This is a genomic window from Komagataeibacter sp. SM21, assembly GCF_041402665.1.
Classification (GTDB): domain Bacteria; phylum Pseudomonadota; class Alphaproteobacteria; order Acetobacterales; family Acetobacteraceae; genus Komagataeibacter; species Komagataeibacter saccharivorans.
The window spans coordinates 339253-359061 of record NZ_JBGLOV010000001.1; the positions used below are offsets into that span (position 1 = coordinate 339253).

The window sequence follows — 19809 nt, forward strand, 5'->3', positions numbered from 1 at the left end:
GCCTTTCCCCCTTTTTTCATGCCCCGTGCATGGGGCATCGGCGTATGTGATGTCAGGAGTATTTGACATGGACGCCCATTTCATGCTGCCCCTATGGAGCACGAACGACGTGAAAGTGGCTGGGTGTTTTCCGGATGCCCCGTTTTTTTCATGGCCGTAAAGGCACGCGCCCGGATTCCCGGTATTAGGACCGGCAAGGATGGCGCTGGAGAAGAGACTGGCTATGGCTACCGGAAAAGTAAAATGGTTCAACGCGACCAAGGGTTTTGGCTTCATCATGCCTGATGATGGCGGCAAGGACGTGTTCGTCCACATCACCGCCGTTCAGGCCGCTGGCCTGCGTGGTCTGAACGAAGATCAGGCCGTCAGCTATGACATCGCCATGGAGCGCGGCAAGGCTGCTGCGACCAACCTCAAGGCGCTCTGACGTCTCTCCCGGTCAGGGGGGAAGGTCTGCGGGAACCAGATCAGGAAAGCTGGTCTGCGGAGGTATCGTGCGCCTGCAGGAACTCCGTAATTTCCCGTGCCGCGGCGCTCAGGCCAAGGCGGCGGACCATTACCCCCTCGGGAAAAGCCGACAGCAGGCGTGACGGGGTGCGCCTGTCCAGAAGGACGAATACGCCCCTGTCCTGCCGACTGCGGATCAGGCGACCAAACGCCTGACGCAGGCGCAGGCGGGCGATCATGTCGTCATAACGCCCCGGCGCCCCACCGGACAGGTGGATGCGGCGCTCCCGGTGCAGGATATCCGGGCGTGGCCACGGTACGCGCTCGAAGGCGACCAGCCGCAGCGCATCGCCCGGCACATCCACTCCATCCCGCATCGCATCGGTTCCCAGCAGGCAGGCATTGCGTTCACTGCGCAGGATGTCCACCAGTGTCGCGTTGTCCATCGGATCCACATGCTGGGCAAACAGGGGTAGTCCCGCTGCTTCCAGCGGGGTGATGATGCGCCTGTAGACCTCGCGCAGTCGCGATATGGCGGTAAATAGCCCCAGCGCCCCACCACCGGACGCCATGAACAGGGTGCGGTAGGCACCGGCAAGCGCCGCCGGATCGTCATGGGCGACATCGGTGATGATGTAGGCACGGCTCTGCTGCGCATAATCGAACGGACTGGCAAAGGACGCCCTTATGGCGGGCGATGGCAGGTGGACCGCGCCGGATCGGGCTTCCGCCGCATCCCATGCGCGTTCGCTTTCTTCTTCCGTTCTGCTCCCGCCCGTTTCGTCGCGCAGGGTGGCGGATGTAATCAGCACCCCGTGGGCGGGGGCGGCCAGGACACTGGCAAACGGTATGGTCGGGTCCAGCCAGTGGCGATACAGTCCTACATCGCGCTCGCCGGGGTTCTGTCCGTCGCGCCGGTCCATGCGGATATAGTCGATATAATGCGGGGTCTCGCCTTCGGGCGGGCGCTCTCCGGCCTGCAGGGTGCCCAGCATGGCGCACCAGCCATCGACGCGGGACAGGGCACGGCGGCGGATGGAGCGGATCGCCGCCGCAATCCGTTCGCGCATGGGGGTGTCCAGCCAGTCCGCTTCGGTATCCAGCACTTCCTCCAGCCGCGCGACGAGCGTGCGCAGCGGCTCGGCCAGTCGTCGCAGGGCGCGTTCCAGTCCCTGTGCCGCCATGCGCAGGGAATCGGGCATCGGGTGCAGGTCGCATTCACTGTCGCTGCGACGCTGGCCGCCTTCGGGACTGCCCTGCGTGCGGGCGAGAACCTGCTGGCGCAGTTCATGCAGCAGCATTTCCGATGGATTGGACAGCACGGGTTCGCCCGTACCGTCGGGCAGGTCGGTTGTGGGGACGGTGGCGGTCTTGCTGGCCGGGTCCTGCGCGGCAAGGCGTGCCGACCAGCCGGGGGCGGGCAGGGCGCGTGCCGCCATCAGGGCCGTATCAAGCGGGGTTTCGATGCGCGGGATGTGAACCAGCAGGTCTTCCAGCCGCCGCCGCAGGCCCCGCGCGCGCGACCGTGCCCCTTCGGCCCCCAGCAGCCAGCGCCGCAGTTCAGCCGCCTCCAGCCCGGACAGTTCAAGGGCGAAGGCGCTGTCGGCCGCATCGGCGATGTGATGCCCTTCGTCCATGATGTAGCGGGTAGGGGTATTGTCCTCGTTATTGGTGTCCGACCCGTCCAGCGCGTGCCATGCCGCCTGTGACATCACCAGCGCATGGTTTGCGATGACCAGATCGGCCGTGCGGGCGCGGCGGATGGAATGTTCCACCATGCATTGCTGGTAATGCGGGCAGGCGCCGTGAATGCATTCGCCACGCCTGTCGGCAATGCCGGTCAGCAGCCCGCGACCGAACAGGTCGGCAAACCAGCCCGGCAGATCGCCGCCAAACAGGTCGCCATCATCGGTATGGGCGACCCACAAGGCAACCAGCGCCAGCCCGATAATGGTGGCATTCGCCGCCTGCCCGCGGGAGAGGGCGATGTTCACGCTCTCCTCCATATTCAGCAGGCATAGATAGTTTTCGCGCCCCTTGCGTACGACCACATGGCTGCGGCGGATGGCGGGATCGGGGAACAGGCGGGCCAGTTCCGTCTCGATCTGGCGTTGCAGGTGCCGGGTATAGGTGCTGATCCACACAGCGCCTCCGTTGCGGCGCGACCAGATGCTGGCCGGTGCGACATAGCCAAGGGTCTTGCCCGTGCCGGTTCCCGCTTCCGCCAGCACCATGTGCGGATCGCCCTGCGTGGTGCGCGGGGCAAAGGCCCGGGCGGCAAGGTGGCTGAACGCTTCCTGCGCGGGACGGTGTTCGGCCCCTTCGCCCAGAATGGCGCGCAGGTGGTCGCAGGCTTCATCCCCCGTTACCGGTTGGGCGGCTGGTGGCGGGCGGGGGGCGGTGTCCTCCCATTTTGGCAGGCGCGTCCAGACCTTCAGGGCTTCGGCGGGCTGGATCACGCCTGCGGGCAAGGGCCCGGCCGCATCCAGTCCCAGCGCGGCACAGACGGATGGCCCCCATGCCCATCCCGCCTGCCGCATGCGCCATGCCAGCGCGGTCATGATGCCGCCCTGTGGCGTGTTGCGGCTGCGGGCGATGTGACGCAGCAGTGCGAATGCCAGATCGGGCAGCAGGTCGGCCTCGGGCGCATCCAGCCGGTGTGCTGCAATACCCAGCGCCCCCCCAAGTCCACGCGCCGTGGGGGGCACGCCATGCGCGGGCATGGCGAAGGCGAACAGTTCCAGCAGGTCCAGCCATGGACAGGGGCGCGGCGGGGGCGGCAGGTCCAGCCTGCGCGCCGTGGCCGGGGCGTGAATGACCAGAATGGCCGGCCAGTGCGGCAGGTCACGCCGGATTTCGGCCGCCGTCATGGACAGGATTTCTCCATCCGGGGTCAGGACCGACCATGCGCCGTGCCGGGGAAGGATCGCCGGTGCGCTGTCCGGCAGGGGCGGGGTGTCTGGCATCTCGGTCAATGATATAGGGTACCTGTGGGCGTCTGTCGCCCGCCGCGTGTCAGATCATTATCATTGCTGCGTCCTGCGGTGTTGAATAGGATGGATTGACCCGCGTCATTCCTGCCCATAGCTTGCCGGTCCATGTCAGAACAGCATCGTCCCCTTATCTCGCCCCTCCCCAAGTCCTGGCCGTTTGAGGAGGCCGCCAAACTGTCCGCGCATGTTGGCGCGCGCGCTGTCACGGCGGATCGGCCCGTGCTGCTGGAAACGGGTTATGGTCCCTCCGGCTTGCCGCATATCGGCACGTTTGGCGAGGTCGCGCGCACGTCATGGGTGCGTCAGGCCTTCACGAAGCTGACCGGCCTGCCCACGCGGCTGCTTGCGTTTTCCGATGATATGGATGCCCTGCGCAAGGTGCCGGAAAACGTGCCGAATCAGGAGATGCTGCACCAGTTCATCGGCAAGCCGCTTTCACGCGTGCCCGATCCGTTCGGCACGCACGAATCCTTCGCCGCGCATAACAACGCCCGTCTGCGCGCCTTCCTTGACGGGTTCGGATTCGAATATGAATTCGCGTCCTCCACCCTGTATTATGAAGGGGGGCGTTTCGACGCCGCCCTGAAGCGCGTGCTGGAAGTACACGACCAGATCGTGGCCGTGATCGCGCCGACACTGGGCGAGGAACGGCGTGCCACCTACTCCCCCGTCCTGCCCATCCATCCCCGTACCGGCCAGGTCATGCAGGTGAAGATGGATGCGATCGACCCGGTGGCGGGTACCGTGCGCTGGACGGATGAGGAAGGCGAGACCTTCGAGACCCCCGTAACGGGCGGCCATGCCAAGATGCAGTGGAAGGCCGACTGGGCCATGCGCTGGTATGCGCTGGGCGTTGACTATGAAATGTCGGGCAAGGATCTGATCGACAGCGTGCGCCTGTCGGGGAAGATCTGCCGTATCCTTGGCGGCCAGCCGCCTGCGGGCCTGACTTACGAGCTGTTTCTGGACCAGAACGGACAGAAGATATCGAAGTCCAAGGGTAACGGGATTTCGGTTGAGGAATGGCTGCGTTACGCGCCCGCGGAAAGTCTCGGGCAGTATATGTTCAATGCCCCGCAGCGCGCCAAGCGCCTGTTCTTCGATGTCATCCCCAAGGCAACGGATGAATATCTGGCCCATGTCGGCAAGGCGAAGACGCTGCCTGCCGATGATGCGGCCCTCATGACCAACCCGGCGTGGTTCATCCATGCGGGCAATATTCCCGCCGATGCGGGCAGCCCGGTCACATTTGGCATGCTGCTCAACCTCGCATCCGTCGCGAATGCCGAGACGCCGGATGTGCTGTGGAAGTTCATCCAGCGTTACGATGCCGCCGCCACGCCGCAGAGCTGCCCCATGCTGGCGCGTCTGGTGGACCATGCCATCGTCTATTACGCCGATTTCGTGCGCCCGACGAAGCACTACCGCGCGCCCGAACCGCATGAGCGCAAGGCGCTGTCCGATCTGGCCGAAGCCCTGCGCGGGCTGGAGGGGGAGGAGGTTTCCCCCGATACCTGCCAGAACCTTGTGTTCGAGATTGGCAAGACCCATGGCTTCGAGCCGCTGCGTGCGTGGTTCGGCTGTCTGTATGAAGTGCTGCTTGGGCAGAAGGAGGGGCCGCGTTTCGGGATTTTTGTTGCGCTGTACGGGATTGCGGAAACCGTCGCCCTGATTGAGGCAGCCCTCCTCCGTGACGAGAGGGCCGCGGGCTAGGAGCCTGCCCATGGCCGAACGTCCTGAACATGACGCCATGGCCCATCCCGATGTGGATGATGGGGGAAAGGGCGTAACCCCCGCGCCCGCCAGACGGGGACTGATACGGCATCTGCCGCACGTGCTGGGCCTGCTGCTGCTGGTTGCCGCCATTGTCGTGGTCCAGCGCGAGGTCCGCCACCTGCACTGGCACGACATAAGTCAGGCGCTTGCGGCCATTCCCGTCGGGACATTATGGGCCGGGGCGGGCTTTACGCTGCTGTCCTACCTTATCCTGTCGTTTTATGACTGGCTGGCCGTAAGGCAGGTGGGTTGCCCGCTGTCGTTCCGGCGCACGGCGTTTGCGGCTTTCTGTTCCTACGTCCTGTCGCATAATCTTGGTTTTTCGGCCATTTCGGGCGCGGCGGTGCGGTTCAGGCTGTATGGTAACTGGGGGCTGAGACCGTTTCAGGTTGCCCAGATCATTGCCTTCTGTTCCGCGACCTACCTGCTGGGGGCCGCCGTGCTGATCGGCAGCGTATTGCTGCTGGAGCCGGGGACGGTGCCCTTCATCGGCCAGACCCTGCCTTCCATCCTCATGCGTCTTGTGGGGGGGGCTATGTGGGGTGGCGTGATCGCCTATGTCATCATGGGCCGCTACGTGGACGAAATTCGGGTCTGGCGGTGGCAGATCACCTTCCCGTCCTCCGCCATGGCGGTGATGCAGACGGTGGTGGCGGCGCTGGAAGTCGCGGCGACGGCAGCCATCGCCTACACCTTTCTGCCATCCGCGCCGGGACTGGATTACGGGACGTTCCTGGCTATCTACATCGCATCCTATACGGCGGGTCTGGTGGCTAGCGTGCCGGGTGGGCTGGGCGTCTTTGACGGGACAATGATGCTGGCGCTGGGGGCTTACCTGCCCGCCACGCGCATCGTGACCGCCATCCTGATCTTCCGCCTGTTCTACTATATCGTCCCCCTGTTCGTGGCGGGCATCATGTTCGCCGCGCATGAAATATTCCTGCGCGGGGATGCAGCCCTGTCGCGCAAGGTCGGTGCGCGCAGGCCGCTGCGGGGGCCGCGCACGGACCGCCCCAGTCAGGTCATACGCGAAAGCGAGGCGGATTTTTCCGTGGCGGTCGCGACGGGGGCCGTCTCGCTCTGTGGCGGGATGCTGCTGGCCCTGACGCTGCTTGACCCTGAAGGCTGGATGAACGCAGGCCGCATGCAGCCTGCCTTTGTCCTGATGGGGGACTATCTGCTTTCCCTTATCGGGGTTGCGCTGATCGGTCTTGGCATCGGCCTGTCGCAGCGTGTGACGCTGGCATGGAAGGCGACGATGGTGCTGCTGTCCATCGCCTGTGGCCTGACCCTGCTGCGGGGGTCGCCCATGGCCGTGCCGGGACTGCTTATGCTGGTCTGTATCCTGATCGCGCCATTCCGTGGGTCCTATTACCGGCATGCCCGGATCATGAGCGAGCCGCTGTCGTTCCAGACCATCCTGTCGCTTGTGCTGCTGATCGGCTCGATCCTGATCCTCGTGCTGGCGGGGCCGCATGATTCCGTTGGCGGTAGCTGGTGGGAAATCATGCTGTTCGCATCACGTCCCGGCATTGCCCAGTGGACGCTGGGGCTGGCGGTCATGCTCGGGCTGGTCATGATTGTGCGGCTGGTGCGGCCCGGCGGCATCCATGTGCTGCCATGGGATGCCGAAACGCAGGCGCAGTATGGTGGCCTTGACCATGCTCTTGACGTGCTGGGGGAGGTTACGCCTGCCCCATCGGGGGCGATACCGGGCGCACGGCGGGAGGCGCTGCTGCCTTTCGTGCGCGTGGGTGTCTATCTGATCGGACTGGGGGACCCGGCGGGGGATGCGGATGACTGCACATCCGCCATATGGTGGCTGCGCGACCTTGCGGTGCAGGAAGGGCGCAGACCGGTCTTCTGGCGTGTAGGCATGACATTGTTGCCTGTCTATAATGAACTGGGGCTGACATCATGGCCGCTGGTGACTGAGGGGAAGGACGCTTCCCCATCCTTCCTGTGTGCGGCCGCCCGGGACCTGCCTGCCATACGCCCCCTTCTGGCACGGACCTTCGCGCCATCGGGACAGGTGGAAGACTGATGGACGTTTCACCCGGCTGAAGGATACGCTCATGACGGCGCATGACGGGCTGCTTACCCATTTTTCCACAGTTGTCGGGTTGCCCAGCCTGTCGGGCGCGTTCCTTATGGCGTTTCCCGCGCTGTTTTCCATTGTCAATCCGTTGGGGGCCGCACTTATCTTCGCGCAGGTCACCAGCGGGCATGACCGGCGCCTGTGCATTGCCCTTGCGCGTCAGGTCGCATTCTATTCCGCCATGCTGATGCTGGCCTCGATCTGGATCGGCGGGTCCGTCCTGTCCTTTTTCGGTATCAGCATCAATGCGTTGCGCATCGCCGGGGGACTGGTGGTGGCCGTGCGGGCCTGGTCCCTGCTTCAGGCCCCGGAAACCGAGGAAGCCCGAAAACAGGCCCAGGCGACACAGAACAATCACGCCCAGATCAGCAGTAACATGATGGGGCAGGCATTTTTCCCGCTGACCATGCCCTTTACCGTAGGGCCAGGAACCATTGCCGTCGCCATCGCGCTGGGATCGGAAGGGCCGACTGGGGGCAGCCACATCGTCTTTTATGGCGTGCTGTCAATCGCAGCCCTTCTGGTGGCAGCCGTCGTATGGGCGGCTTACGCCTATGCCGAACAACTGCTCTGCCTGCTGGGCAAGACCGGCACCCGTATTGTCTCACGCCTCGCGGCGCTGATCCTGCTGTCCATTGGCGTGCAGATCCTGATTACGGGCGTGCAGGGCGTGGCGCTGTCCACCGCCCACGCCATTCTGGCGGCAGCAGGGGAATAAAGCCGCGCAAAGCGGATCAGACTGACTACACCGGCGCGACTGGCGGAATGGCGGGCACGGGGCGCCCCGCCAGAACAGCCTGCACACACGCACGCAGGGCGGGCAGCACATCATGTCCGAATTGCGGGGTGCGGCGTTCCCACGCCCCCGTGCGCCATGAGGGATGTGGCAGCGGGAAATAACGGGGCAGGTAGCGCCGGAAATCCAGAGAGCGATCACTGACCCTGCCCGGTCCGAGAATGTGGTTCTGCGCATAACTGCCCACCACGAGCGTCAGTTCAAGGCCTGGCATCTGCGCCATGATGCGCGCACGCCATTGGGGCGCACATTCCGGCCGTGGCGGGCAATCGCCCCCCTTGGGCAGCCGACCGGGATAACACAGACCCATGGGCACGATCGCAATGCGGCTGACGTCATAAAACGTGGCGCGATCTATGCCCATCCACGCACGCAGCCTGTCGCCGGAGGCATCATTGAAGGACTGGCCTGTTTCATGCACGCGTGTTCCGGGGGCCTGACTGGCAATCAGCAATCGCGCCGTGCGGGAAATATGGAGCACCGGCCGTGGCCCCAGCGGCAGATCCGCGCGGCAGAGCTGACAGGCGCGGATGGATTCCAGCAGCGTTTCCAGTGTCTCGTCGGGCATATCCTGCGCTCTATTTTTCCAGCAGTTCGCGCACCCATGCGCTTACGGTGCGGGTCGCGGGACCGGGCACGACCTGATCGAAAGGGGAAGGCCCGTGTGGGATATCAAGATTGAACAGCATCGTATCCGCATGCCCCGCGACACTGTCCACAAAGCCTGCCGCCGGATAAACGGTGCCGGAGGTGCCGATGGCGACGAACAGGTCACATTCCGCCAGGCGGGTGCCGATGGCTTCCATATGATAGGGCATTTCCCCAAACCAGACGATGTCGGGCCGCAGTGATGGCGTATGGCACACAGGGCAGGGTGTCTGGGGATAACAGTCTTCCCGCCATACAGGTTTCGCGTGGCAATGGGTGCAGCGCAGGCGCAGCAGTTCGCCATGCATATGGATCACATTATGACTGCCTGCGCGCTCATGCAGGTCGTCTATGTTCTGCGTCACGATCGTAACCTGACCTGCCCAGCGTTCTTCCCGTCCGGCACGTTCCAGATCGGCCAGCGCGTAATGGGCGGCGTTGGGCTGCACGGTGGAGAGCCTGCTGCGCAGGCCGTTATAGAAACGGTCCACGCGCAGGGGATCGCGCTGGAAGCCCTGTGGGGTGCAGATATCCTCGATCCGTTCATTGTTCCACAACCCGTCCGGGCCACGGAAAGTCTGCAAGCCGGATTCCTGGCTGATGCCTGCCCCGGTCAGGACCACAATGCGCTGCATGCCGGTATCTTCCCTTATGGTTGCGAAAGGGGGAGTGTGCGGGATCGGCAGACATAAGAAAACCGCCATGGACGGGGTCCATGGCGGTTTTCCGTAACGTATCAGGAGTGGGCGGCCCCGTTGGGGCCACCCGACCGGCATTACTGCGCGGCGTCCTGACCGGTATGCGTCTGCGGTGCGAAGGTCCAGCCTGCGCCATAAGGCTGCGGCAGGAAGACCGACCAGCCACTGCTCATGCTGTTCCAGCCCGAGCTGGAAACCGGCGCACCCGTGTCACGCAGCTTGGTCACGTCGGCGGCGGTAACGGTGCCCGGCGCCTTGTTGCCCCAGCTTGTGCGGATGAAGTTGACCACGTCAGCAATCTGCTGTGCGGACAGCGACTTGCTGTAACCCGGCATGGCCACCGCGGACGGCGCCCAGTTGCTCGGCGGCAGCACGCCACCATGTGCGATTACGTTCACCAGCGAGGTCGGGTTCTCGGTCACGACGACCGGGTTGCCAGCCAGCGGCGGGAACATGCGGGCCACACCACCACCGTCGTTACGGTGACAGATGGCGCATTCCTTCACATACGTATCGGCGCCCGGAACGCTGGCGGTATTACCCGAAGCCAGCATGTTCGCGGTGGACGGGTCGTATGTGTAGTTGCCCTGCGACGGCGGAACCGGCGGCAGGCTCTTCAGGTACTTCGCGATGGCGTGCAGATCGTCATCGGTGAAGTACTGGGTGCTCCATGCCACCACATCGCCCATGCCACCGAACACGGCGGAGTGGTCGATACGGCCGGACTTGAGGAAGGTGTAGATATCATCCTCGGACCAGCGGCCCAGACCCACGACCGGGTCGTTACGCAGGCTGGGTGCGACCCAGTTGTCGATCGGTGCGCCACCGGCCAGGAAGTCAGGCCCACCGGACGCATCCAGAGCCTTTTCCTGCATGGCGAAGCCGCGCGGCGTATGGCACGCACCGCAATGTCCCGGACCCGTCACAAGGTAATCACCACGGGCAATATCGGCATCCGTGCCGGGCGCAGGGGTGTAGTCCTTGGGCGAGGGCGAGAACATCATGCGCCAGATGCCCAGCGGCCAGCGCATCGACATCGGCCAGGAAATGTCCGGCTGCTTGTTAGGCTGCGCCGCCGGCTTCACCCCGTGCATGAAGTACGCATACAGCGCCTGCATGTCTTCCTTCGTCATACGCGAGAAGGCGGGATATGGCATGGCCGGATACAGGGTGGAGCCGTCCTTGCGGATACCGTGGCGCACAGCTTCGTCGAATTCTTCGAAGGTGTAGCGGCCGATACCGTAGGTCGGGTCCGGGGTAATGTTTGTGGAGTAAATCGTGCCGATCGGGCTCTTGATTTCAAGCCCACCTGCATAGGCCTGACCGTGGAGAGCGGTATGACATGCTACGCAGTCACCCAGTCGCGCGACATACGCCCCTTTCTCGACTAGCGCGGAGTCGGCATTGGGCGTCTGAGCCAATGCCGTCCCTGCCAGCAGACTAAACGCTGCCGCGCTGAATGTCACCTTAAGCCTGTTGATCATTATGTTCACCATCATGCGTCGCGTTGATGCGAAAAATTGTCAAAACCGGGATTATGGCAGCTGCTCGGGAATACCGGCAGCATTCTTCCGGGCATCAACTTCCCTCTGATAGGTCTCGTTCGCACGCTTGATCAGGAACTGACGGATATCTTCAATCTCGTTCGGATTCATGCTGCTGTCGAAGCGATCCATGCCATAGGCGGTAAGCGCGCCACGACCGACAACATTGTAGAACGCATCCTGGTGGCGGATGGAGCCGGACCAGCGCAGGTCAGGCAGCACGCCAGCACCTTCCGCATTGTCGCCATGGCAGGCGGCGCAATAGGTCTGGAACTGGAAGTAGCCGTTATCCGTGCGGGCCGCATCAAACTGTGCCGGCGGCTTGACGGGCAGGAAGCCTTCGTCGTTCTGCTTGGGCAGAGGACCGGACTTGCCGTCGAGCGAGAAGGCAATGATGCGCGAGTGGTTGACGGTCCAGCCGCTGGTACGGGCCAGGCCACCAAGGAAGAACGGATAGATGCCGCCCCAGCCCACTTCAACCGCAACATACTGCTTGCCCTTGGCAAGGTAGGTCACGGGCGGTGCGATGATGCCGCTGTCAGCCGCGAAGTGGAACAGGTCGGAACCGTTCGTCGCGTCATAGGCGTGGAATTCACCGTTCGCCAGGCCCTGGAACAGCAGGTCGCCGCCAGTCGCCAGGATACCGCCGTTCCACGGACCCTTGTGGTCCACGCGCCAGGCTTCCTGCTGCTTCTGCGGATCCCATGCCAGGATGTAACCCTTCAGGTCCTTAACGAAGGCCTGCTTGGCTTCCGGGGAGTCGGGGATACCGACCTTGTTCATGTCCAGACCAAGGTTCCAGCTATCCGGATGCGGGGTGAACCCGCCGACCTGGTTGGTGTACAGGAACGGAACCTGCTGCGCGGGGATGTAGACCAGCCCGGTCTTGGGGCTGAACGCCATGGCCGCGAAGTTATGGCCACCAAGGTCACCCGGAATGCCGTACCAGTCCTTGCCCGTAAGCGTGTAGAGCGCGTCGGGGTTGTAGATCGGACGGCCGGTCTTCGGATCGAGGCCGCTGGCCCAGTTCACGTAAACATAGTTCTTGCCCGAGATGAACTCGCCGGTCTTCGCATCGATGATGTAGAAGAAGCCGTTCTTCGGCGCATGAACGATGACGTGGCGGGTCTCACCATTGATCGGCAGGTCAAGCGTCATGATCTGCTGGACCGAGGTGAAGTCCCACTGATCCATCGGCGTTTCCTGGAAATGCCAGACGTATTCGCCGGTTTCCGGCTTCAGTGCGACGATGCTGCCCAGGAACAGGTTGTCGCCCTTGCCTTCGGAACGGTACTTGTAGTTCCACGGCGAACCGTTGCCGACACCCAGATAGACCAGGTCGGTCACGGGGTCATACACGATGGAATCCCACACCGTGCCGCCGCCGCCCTGACGGGTCCAGGCGCCGGTCGGGCTCCAGGTCTGGTAGGCCTTGTTCATCAGCACGCTGTCGGATGCAGCATGGTCCGGTTCGTTCTTGGGGTTCGGAACCGTGAAGAAGCGCCAGTCAACCTTGCCTGTTTCCGCGTCGAACGCGGTGACAAAGCCACGGGCACCAAATTCGGAACCACCGTTACCGATGATCACGCGGCCCTTGGCGACGCGCGGCGCGCCGTCAACGGTGTAGGAACGCTGCTTGCCCAGTTCGGCTTCGGGCGGAATGGTGTTGACGCTCCAGACCAGCTTGCCGGTCTTGGCATCAAGGGCGATCAGACGGCCATCGAACGTGCCGAAATAGACCTTGCCATTCCAGTAGGCCGCGCCACGGTTGACCGTGTCACAGCAGCCCTTGTCGGCGATGTTGCCGGGCACGCGCGGGTCATAGGACCACAGCAGCTTGCCGGTTGCGGCGTCGACGGCTTTCATCATGCTCCAGTTGGTGGTGGCATACATGACGCCATCAACAACCAGGGGCGTGCCTTCCTGGCCACGGTTGGTATCGAGATCCAGATACCAGGCCAGCTTCAGGTTACCGACATTGGAACGGTTGATCTGATCCAGCGGGCTGTAACGCTGTTCAGAATAGGTGCGGCCATAGGTCATCCAGTTGCCGGGGTGATCATCAGCATGGATGATCGCTTCCCCTGTGGCGCCCTGTCCCTCATCCGCCGATGCCATGGTGGCATAGCCGGAGATGAGAGCCGCACATATCGTTCCGGCTGTAAGCGTTCTGCTCAGAGAACGTCTTTTTCCGAAAACGGCAGAAATCATATGTGATGTCCTCAGAAAAACTAACGGTTTCGAATTCAGGACGCCGCCGCTGCAACTTTCTGCCGGGGCAGGTTTTCTGACTGTATCGGTCTGGAAAGCAGGCAGAACAGGCTTCCTTGACCGACAGACAGGAACCGGCTTCGGGCAGGAGAAAAGCAGGTAGTCCGTTTCACCCGAACATACTGAGGCTGCGCCGCCCGTCTCCTGACATTTTAGTGTTCGATATCACTAAAACGTGAATATGCTGTCAGATAAGCAATGAAACAGATAACTGGATTTTTCAGGGATATTCGTAAACTTTCTTGATATTCCGGGGGAAAATGAAAAACGGGTTGTTCTCGTTTCGATAGGGCGTCCACAAAGAATGGTACGGAATATATTTTTATTATCCATAATACGAATAACTGGATAGTTCCCGAGACTCCTGATTTTTCCCGCTGCATGACGTTCCCGCGCAAGAATCAGGGATGCAGGGGATAATGCTCCAACGGCTCGTAGAAGGGCATGTCTCCATGCCTCAGGGAGCGGAACAGCGTGAAATGACCGATGCTCTGTGCATCGCAGGCAGGCGGGGATGTAACGAGCCATCGTTGCCGACGCACCGGGTCCGGATGGCGCATCTGTCCCAGCGAGATATGGGGAACAAAGCGCCGGATGGGCCTTGCCGCCCCTGACTGCCCCGAACCTGCCTTGCCGAAAGGGGAGGGGAGGCGCGTCATCGTTGCGCGTATCCTGTTTTGCAGGTGGACAAGGGCGGGGTCAGGCGCGCAGCCCATCCACAGGGTATCCGGTCCCTGTCGTGTTGCTGGTTCGAACAGACCGGGCACTGTCAGGATCAAGGAAGGTGGGGCAGCACGGATGGCGGAAAGGGCATGATGCATTTCCTCCAGAAAGTGCCCGTGCGTAACCTCGCCTACGAAATGCAGTGTCAGGTGATAGGATTCCGGCGGGTACCACGCCACATCCGGCAGGCTGCCCCGCAATTCGCCAAGGGTGTGCGCCAGGGCAGAGGGAAGTTCCAGACCAATGAAAAGACGCATGAAGAACCTGTTGGGCAGAATGAAAACGGCATATGCCGCATTTTGACATGTACAGTATATATAGGCCCGGAGCGGCGGCGTATGTGTTGCCGTATTGTAATGTATTGGACACGCCCAGGTTCTTGAACGTGTTCTACCATGTTCCCACATTGGGGTAGAGGCACGTCGGTCAACGACGTGGAGGAAGGAAACACAATGGCTTTTGGCCCTGATTCGCGGAGTTTCATCCGCCCCGCCGCTGATAGCGCTGCAGGTTCCGTGGATATGGGCCTTCGGGCCTATATGCTGCGAGTCTATAACTGGATGGCATCAGGTCTGGTCCTGACGGGACTGGTTGCGTACCTGATCGCCAATACCAGCCTGCAGGCCCTGTTCTTCCAGCATGTGCCAACCCCGATGGGTATGGCGATCAAGCCGACCGGTCTGGCCATGCTGGCCATGATTGCGCCGCTTGGTTTCGTCATGGTCATGTCGTTCGGTGTGAACCGGCTGTCCACTCAGGCCGTGCAGACGCTGTTCTGGCTGTTCTGCGGGGTGATGGGGGCAAGCCTGTCCAACATCTTCCTGGTTTTCACCGGCGTTTCGGTCACGCGGGTTTTCTTCATCACCGCAGCGACATTCTGCACCATGTCGATCTGGGGCTACACGACTCGTACTGACCTGAGCCGGTTCGGTTCGTTCTTCATGATGGGTCTGTTCGGCCTCATCATCGCGGGGGTGGTGAACATGTTCCTTCATAGCCCCGGCCTGTATTTCGTCTATAGCGCCGTTGGTGTGCTGCTGTTTGTCGGCCTGACCATGTTCGATACCCAGCGGATCAAGGCGACCTACCAGCAGCTCGCCTATTATGAAGGTCCGGATCAGGCTGCGAAGCGGTCAGTATATGATGCGCTGAACCTGTATCTGAACTTCATCAACCTGTTCCAGTTCCTGCTTCAGTTCATGGGTGTGCGCAACAGCAGCAACGACTGATGGCAGGAGTCCTGCTTTTTCAGACCGATAAGGTACGGTTTATGAAATGGAAAGGGTCGTCGCGAAAGCGGCGGCCCTTTTTGCATGGAAAGAGGGTCCGGGTATCGGTTTGGGTAAAAAAGATAAGACTTATTCAGATATGGAAATTATAAGATGACGAGAGTGTGAGGTTAATGACACACCCGTAATTCCCTGTAAAACAATGTTTTTTTTAGATAAATTCTTCCTTCTGTAATTTTCTGAAATATTATGTGAAGGCTTGCCTCTAAGGGCATTCCGGTCGGATAACCCTTGAATAGAAAAACTATATGAAAGGGTGAGCGGCACAGGACATGCGCTTCAGCACACAGGACGGCATCGCGATTTATGGTCCGATCTGCCCTGACAGTAATAATTACGTAAGGTCTGGCGGGCCGTATTGATCAGGATCATGGTCAGCCGGTCGGCAACTAACTCATGACGGATGCAAACCGGAAAAGGGTCGATTGTCCCCTTTCGGAAGTCGACGTGGGCGCGATGTCGCTGGGTGCCGGGGGAAAGGCGATGCATTTTCCCTGCCGAGCGTATAACGTGACCGTTGTTGTCTAAGCCCGTGGATGAAGCGAGGATGTGAGCAAAACAGGGTGATGTCGAAACCAACGAGGCGTGAGATGAAGAAAAAAATCTTGCCAAGATTAACTAAGCTAGTGAGTTTATCTTCGGCAGTGCTGTTAGCAGGCTGCACGTGGGATACACTTGACCCCAAGGGCGTGATCGGTCTTCAGGAAAAAAGCCTGATCCTGACTTCGGTGTTCGCGATGCTGCTGGTCGTTGTGCCGGTCTGTATCCTGACACTGGTGTTCGCCTGGCACTACCGTCAGTCCAATACGGCTGCGGAATACCTGCCGAAATGGTCGCATTCCAACAAGATCGAGGTGATCATCTGGGCCGTTCCCAGCCTGATCATTCTGTTCCTGGCGGTGCTGACCTATCAGACCTGTCATTCGCTTGACCCGTACAAGCCCCTTGAAGCAGAGGCTAACGTCAAGCCAATTCATGTCGATGTTGTGGCACTGGACTGGAAATGGCTCTTTATCTATCCGGATGAAGGGATCGCGACCGTAAACCAGATGGCCATGCCGGTGAATACGCCGGTTGACTTCCGGATCACCTCTGATTCCGTGATGAATTCTTTCTTCATCCCGCGTCTCGGTACGATGATCTACGCCATGGCCGGCATGCAGACACAACTGCACCTGATTGCCAACGAAGCGGGTGACTTCCTGGGTGAGTCCTCCAACTTCAGCGGTCGTGGCTTCTCCGACATGCGCTTCCGTGCGCTGGCAATGCCGGCGGACCAGTACAGCGCGTGGGTCGAGAAGGTGAAGGCTTCTTCCGAGCAGCTGGACAGCGCAAGCTATCCCAAGCTGGCCGCGCCGAGCGAGGCCAACCCGGTTGAATACTTCTCGCATGTCGACACAGGTCTCTTCGATGATATCGTTGCCAAGTACAACAACGGCATGGTCATGGATAAGAGCACCGGCAAGATGCTGCACGTGCAGCAGTCCGCGATGTCCGACATGAACATGAAGGAATAGGACAGATGTTTGGCAAATTAACATTGTCGGCCATCCCGTATGATGTGCCGATTCTTGTTGGGACGTTCATCGGTGCTGCCATTGCTGGCCTCGCCGTTGTCGGTCTCATCACCTATTACGGTAAATGGGGCTACCTGTGGCGTGAATGGCTGACCTCGGTCGACCACAAGCGCATTGGTGTCATGTATATCGTTGTAGCCCTCGTGGCGCTGTTCCGTGGTTTCGCGGACGCGATCATGATGCGCTCCCAGCTTGCGCTGGCCTATGCCGGTAACCCCGGCTACCTGCCGCCGCACCACTATGACCAGATCTTCTCCGCACACGGCACGATCATGATCTTCTTCATGGCCATGGCGTTCATGCAGGGTCTGATGAACATCGTGGTGCCGCTGCAGATCGGTGCGCGTGACGTGGCCTTCCCGTTCGTGAACACGCTGAGCTTCTGGATGACGACCATCAGCTTCCTGCTGGTTAACGTCTCCCTGTTCATCGGTGAGTTCTCGCAGTGCGGCTGGCTTGCATATCCGCCCCTGTCCGAACAGCAGTTCAGCCCCGGTGTCGGTGTTGACTACTACATCTGGGCGGTGCAGCTGTCCGGTGTCGGCACGCTGCTGACGGGTGTGAACTTCTTCGCGACCATCGTGAAGATGCGTGCGCCTGGCATGACCTACATGCGTATGCCGGTGTTCACCTGGACCATCTTCTGCACGACCGTGCTGATCATGGTTGCCTTCCCGATCCTGACCGTGGCCATGGGTCTGCTTGGTCTGGACCGTTACCTGGGCATGCACTTCTTCACCAATGACGGCGGCGGCAACCAGATGCTCTATCTGAGCGTGATCTGGGGCTGGGGCCATCCGGAAGTGTACATCCTGGTTCTGCCTGCCTTCGGCGCCTTCTCCGAAATCACGCAGACCTTCTCCCGCAAGCCGCTGTTCGGCTACAAGACCATGGTCTACGCGACCGCTTCCATCATGGTTCTGTCGCTGGTTGTGTGGGTTCACCACTTCTTCACCATGGGTGCCGGCCCGAACGTGAATGCGTTCTTCGGTATCATGACGATGATCATCGCGGTTCCGACCGGGGTGAAAATCTTCAACTGGCTGTTCACGATGTACAAGGGTCGCGTTGAATTCCACGCAACCATGTACTGGGTGATCGGCTTCATGATCACCTTTTCCATCGGTGGTATGACCGGCGTCATGCTGGCTATCCCGGCTTCCGATTTCGTGCTGCATAACTCGCTGTTCGTTATCGCCCACTTCCATAACGTGATCATTGGTGGCGTGTATTTCGGTTACGTTGCCGCCATGAACTTCTGGTTCCCGAAGGCTTTCGGCTTCAAGCTGAACGAAGCCTGGGGCAAGCGCGCGTTCTGGCTGTGGTTCGTTGGCTTCTACTTCGCCTTCATGCCGCTGTATGTCCTTGGTTTCGAGGGCATGACCCGTCGTATGAACCACTATGACAACCCCGAATGGCACATGTGGCTGCTGATCGCTGAAGTTGGTGCAGTTCTGATCGCAGGCGGTATCGTCTGCCAGCTGACCCAGCTTTATGTTTCGATCCGTGACCGCAACCTGGCCGAAAACCGCGACCTGACGGGCGATCCCTGGAACGCACGTACGCTGGAATGGTCCACGTCTTCGCCCCCGCCGTTCTACAACTTCGCCATCCTGCCGGAAGTGCATGAACTGGACGCCTTTGCCCATGACAAGGAAGCCGGTATCGACACGCGTCAGGCCGGTGGCAACTATCAGCCGATCCACATGCCCAAGAACACGGCATGCGGTTTCCTGATCGGTGCCTTCAGCTTCGTGCTTGGCTTCGGTGCGGTCTGGTACATCTGGTGGCTGGCGGCTGTTGGTCTGATTGGCGTCATCGCTACGGTGATCGCACGTTCGGCTAACAATGACGTCGACTATTATGTGCCGGTGTCCGAAGTGGTCCGTATCGAGCAGGAGCACTCCCATAACCTTATGGCAGCACAGGCAGCGGAATAATGGCGCAAAATATGACTGCTGATGCAGCCCATGCCCATGATGAACACCACGAATCTCCCGTGGTGTTCGGGTTCTGGCTGTATCTGATGACGGACTGCATCATCTTCGGTACGCTGTTCGCAGTGTTCGCGGTGTTGCGTGACCAGTTTGCCGGCGGTCCGACCGGCCACGAAGTGTTCGAACTTTCGGGTGTTGGCATTGAAACGGCAATCCTGCTGTTCAGCTCCATCACCTACGGTTTCGGCATGATTGCCGCCCACGAGAACAAGGTCAGCACCATGCGGACCTGGCTCGGGGTGACCTTCCTGCTGGGGCTGGGCTTCCTGTTCATGGAAATCCGTGAGTTCTCCCACATGGTTGCTGAAGGCAACGGCCCGGATCGCAGTGCGTTCCTGTCCGCGTTCTTCACGCTTGTGGGTACGCACGGTCTGCACGTTACCTGCGGCCTGCTGTGGATGGCTGTCCTGCTGTTCCAGACGGCTGGCAAGACCGAGCTGAACGAGCGCATGATCGGCAAGCTGACCTGCCTCAGCCTGTTCTGGCACTTTCTGGACATTGTCTGGATCTGTGTCTTCACCTTTGTCTATCTGATGGGTGTGCTCTGATGGCTGAACATATTTCATCCTCGGGAGAGGGCCACGGTAGCGTAGGATCTTACCTTACCGGGTTCGTACTTGCCGTCATCCTGACGGTGGCCGCCTTCGGTCTGGTGATGTCGCATGCGATGTCACCGTCCGCCACCGGTGGGGCGATTGCCCTGCTGGCGGTGGTCCAGATCGTGGTTCACCTGATCTACTTCCTGCACATGAACGGTTCGTCCGAGCAGCGCTGGAACGTCATGGCGTTTACATTCACGGTGCTGTCGGTTCTGGTCCTTGTGGCCGGCACGATGTTCATCATGCATGACACGTCCATCAACATGATGTCGCGCTAAGCGATGTCATGCGGGCTTCGGGGGCAGGCAACTGCCTCCGGGGCAGACGGCATAAAAAAAGACCGGCACGAGAAA

General features: G+C 60.9%; 15 protein-coding genes. 9 read left to right on the plus strand and 6 right to left on the minus strand.

The features are described from left to right. The first annotated feature begins 223 nt into the window (after positions 1-223). Complete coding sequence (locus tag ACBR42_RS01490) at positions 224-427, plus strand: cold-shock protein (protein WP_010507660.1); 204 nt, start codon at positions 224-226, stop codon at positions 425-427. Positions 428-467: 40 nt separating this feature from the next. On the opposite strand, the gene ACBR42_RS01495 is transcribed toward ACBR42_RS01490, so the two are convergent. Further along, positions 468-3413 carry an ATP-dependent DNA helicase gene (locus ACBR42_RS01495; RefSeq protein ID WP_371207161.1) on the minus strand — a complete coding sequence of 982 codons (2946 nt, stop codon included), beginning with the start codon at positions 3411-3413 and terminating at the stop codon, positions 468-470. 132 nt (positions 3414-3545) lie between these two features. Between ACBR42_RS01495 and ACBR42_RS01500 the strand changes: the two genes are divergently transcribed. The 3 genes from ACBR42_RS01500 to ACBR42_RS01510 are packed head-to-tail and all read left to right on the plus strand — an operon-like array spanning position 3546 to position 8032. Continuing rightward, on the plus strand, positions 3546-5153 hold the full coding sequence (locus ACBR42_RS01500; RefSeq protein WP_371207107.1) for a lysine--tRNA ligase: 1608 nt from the start codon (positions 3546-3548) through the stop codon (positions 5151-5153). A gap of 10 nt (positions 5154-5163) precedes the next feature. Continuing rightward, complete coding sequence (locus tag ACBR42_RS01505) at positions 5164-7260, plus strand: lysylphosphatidylglycerol synthase domain-containing protein (RefSeq protein ID WP_371207108.1); 2097 nt, start codon at positions 5164-5166, stop codon at positions 7258-7260. Positions 7261-7291: 31 nt separating this feature from the next. Then, complete coding sequence (locus tag ACBR42_RS01510; RefSeq protein ID WP_371207109.1) at positions 7292-8032, plus strand: MarC family protein; 741 nt, start codon at positions 7292-7294, stop codon at positions 8030-8032. 25 nt (positions 8033-8057) lie between these two features. On the opposite strand, the gene ACBR42_RS01515 is transcribed toward ACBR42_RS01510, so the two are convergent. From ACBR42_RS01515 to thpR, 5 genes are all read right to left on the minus strand, one after another. Further along, positions 8058-8678: a uracil-DNA glycosylase family protein gene (locus tag ACBR42_RS01515; protein ID WP_371207110.1), complete on the minus strand. Its 621-nt coding sequence runs from the start codon at positions 8676-8678 to the stop codon at positions 8058-8060. 10 nt (positions 8679-8688) lie between these two features. Further along, positions 8689-9393 carry an NAD-dependent deacylase gene (locus tag ACBR42_RS01520; protein WP_371207111.1) on the minus strand — a complete coding sequence of 235 codons (705 nt, stop codon included), beginning with the start codon at positions 9391-9393 and terminating at the stop codon, positions 8689-8691. A gap of 140 nt (positions 9394-9533) precedes the next feature. Beyond that, on the minus strand, positions 9534-10940 hold the full coding sequence (locus ACBR42_RS01525; protein ID WP_243705224.1) for a cytochrome c: 1407 nt from the start codon (positions 10938-10940) through the stop codon (positions 9534-9536). 51 nt (positions 10941-10991) lie between these two features. Next, the gene (locus ACBR42_RS01530; protein ID WP_102324521.1) at positions 10992-13211 is read right to left on the minus strand and encodes a PQQ-dependent dehydrogenase, methanol/ethanol family; all 2220 of its coding nucleotides are present in this window, start codon (positions 13209-13211) and stop codon (positions 10992-10994) included. Positions 13212-13672: 461 nt separating this feature from the next. After that, a complete protein-coding gene (gene thpR, locus ACBR42_RS01535) occupies positions 13673-14251 on the minus strand; it encodes an RNA 2',3'-cyclic phosphodiesterase (RefSeq protein ID WP_371207112.1) in 579 nt (192 codons plus the stop codon). A gap of 195 nt (positions 14252-14446) precedes the next feature. On the opposite strand from thpR, the gene ACBR42_RS01540 reads away from it, so the two are divergent. From ACBR42_RS01540 to cyoD, 5 genes are all read left to right on the plus strand, one after another. After that, on the plus strand, positions 14447-15223 hold the full coding sequence (locus tag ACBR42_RS01540; protein WP_180967516.1) for a Bax inhibitor-1/YccA family protein: 777 nt from the start codon (positions 14447-14449) through the stop codon (positions 15221-15223). 650 nt (positions 15224-15873) lie between these two features. After that, positions 15874-16800 carry a ubiquinol oxidase subunit II gene (gene cyoA, locus ACBR42_RS01545; RefSeq protein WP_102324519.1) on the plus strand — a complete coding sequence of 309 codons (927 nt, stop codon included), beginning with the start codon at positions 15874-15876 and terminating at the stop codon, positions 16798-16800. A 5-nt stretch (positions 16801-16805) separates the two neighbouring features. Then, positions 16806-18800 carry a cytochrome o ubiquinol oxidase subunit I gene (gene cyoB / locus ACBR42_RS01550; protein WP_102324518.1) on the plus strand — a complete coding sequence of 665 codons (1995 nt, stop codon included), beginning with the start codon at positions 16806-16808 and terminating at the stop codon, positions 18798-18800. After that, positions 18800-19405 (plus strand): cytochrome o ubiquinol oxidase subunit III, encoded by a 606-nt coding sequence (gene cyoC, locus ACBR42_RS01555; RefSeq protein ID WP_102324517.1) that lies wholly within the window; start codon positions 18800-18802, stop codon positions 19403-19405. The genes cyoB and cyoC overlap by 1 nt, the downstream gene beginning before the upstream one ends. Further along, positions 19405-19734, plus strand: coding sequence for a cytochrome o ubiquinol oxidase subunit IV (cyoD, locus tag ACBR42_RS01560; protein ID WP_102324516.1), 330 nt, complete (start codon positions 19405-19407; stop codon positions 19732-19734). Before cyoC ends, cyoD begins: the two co-directional genes overlap by 1 nt. The last annotated feature ends 75 nt before the right edge of the window (positions 19735-19809 follow it).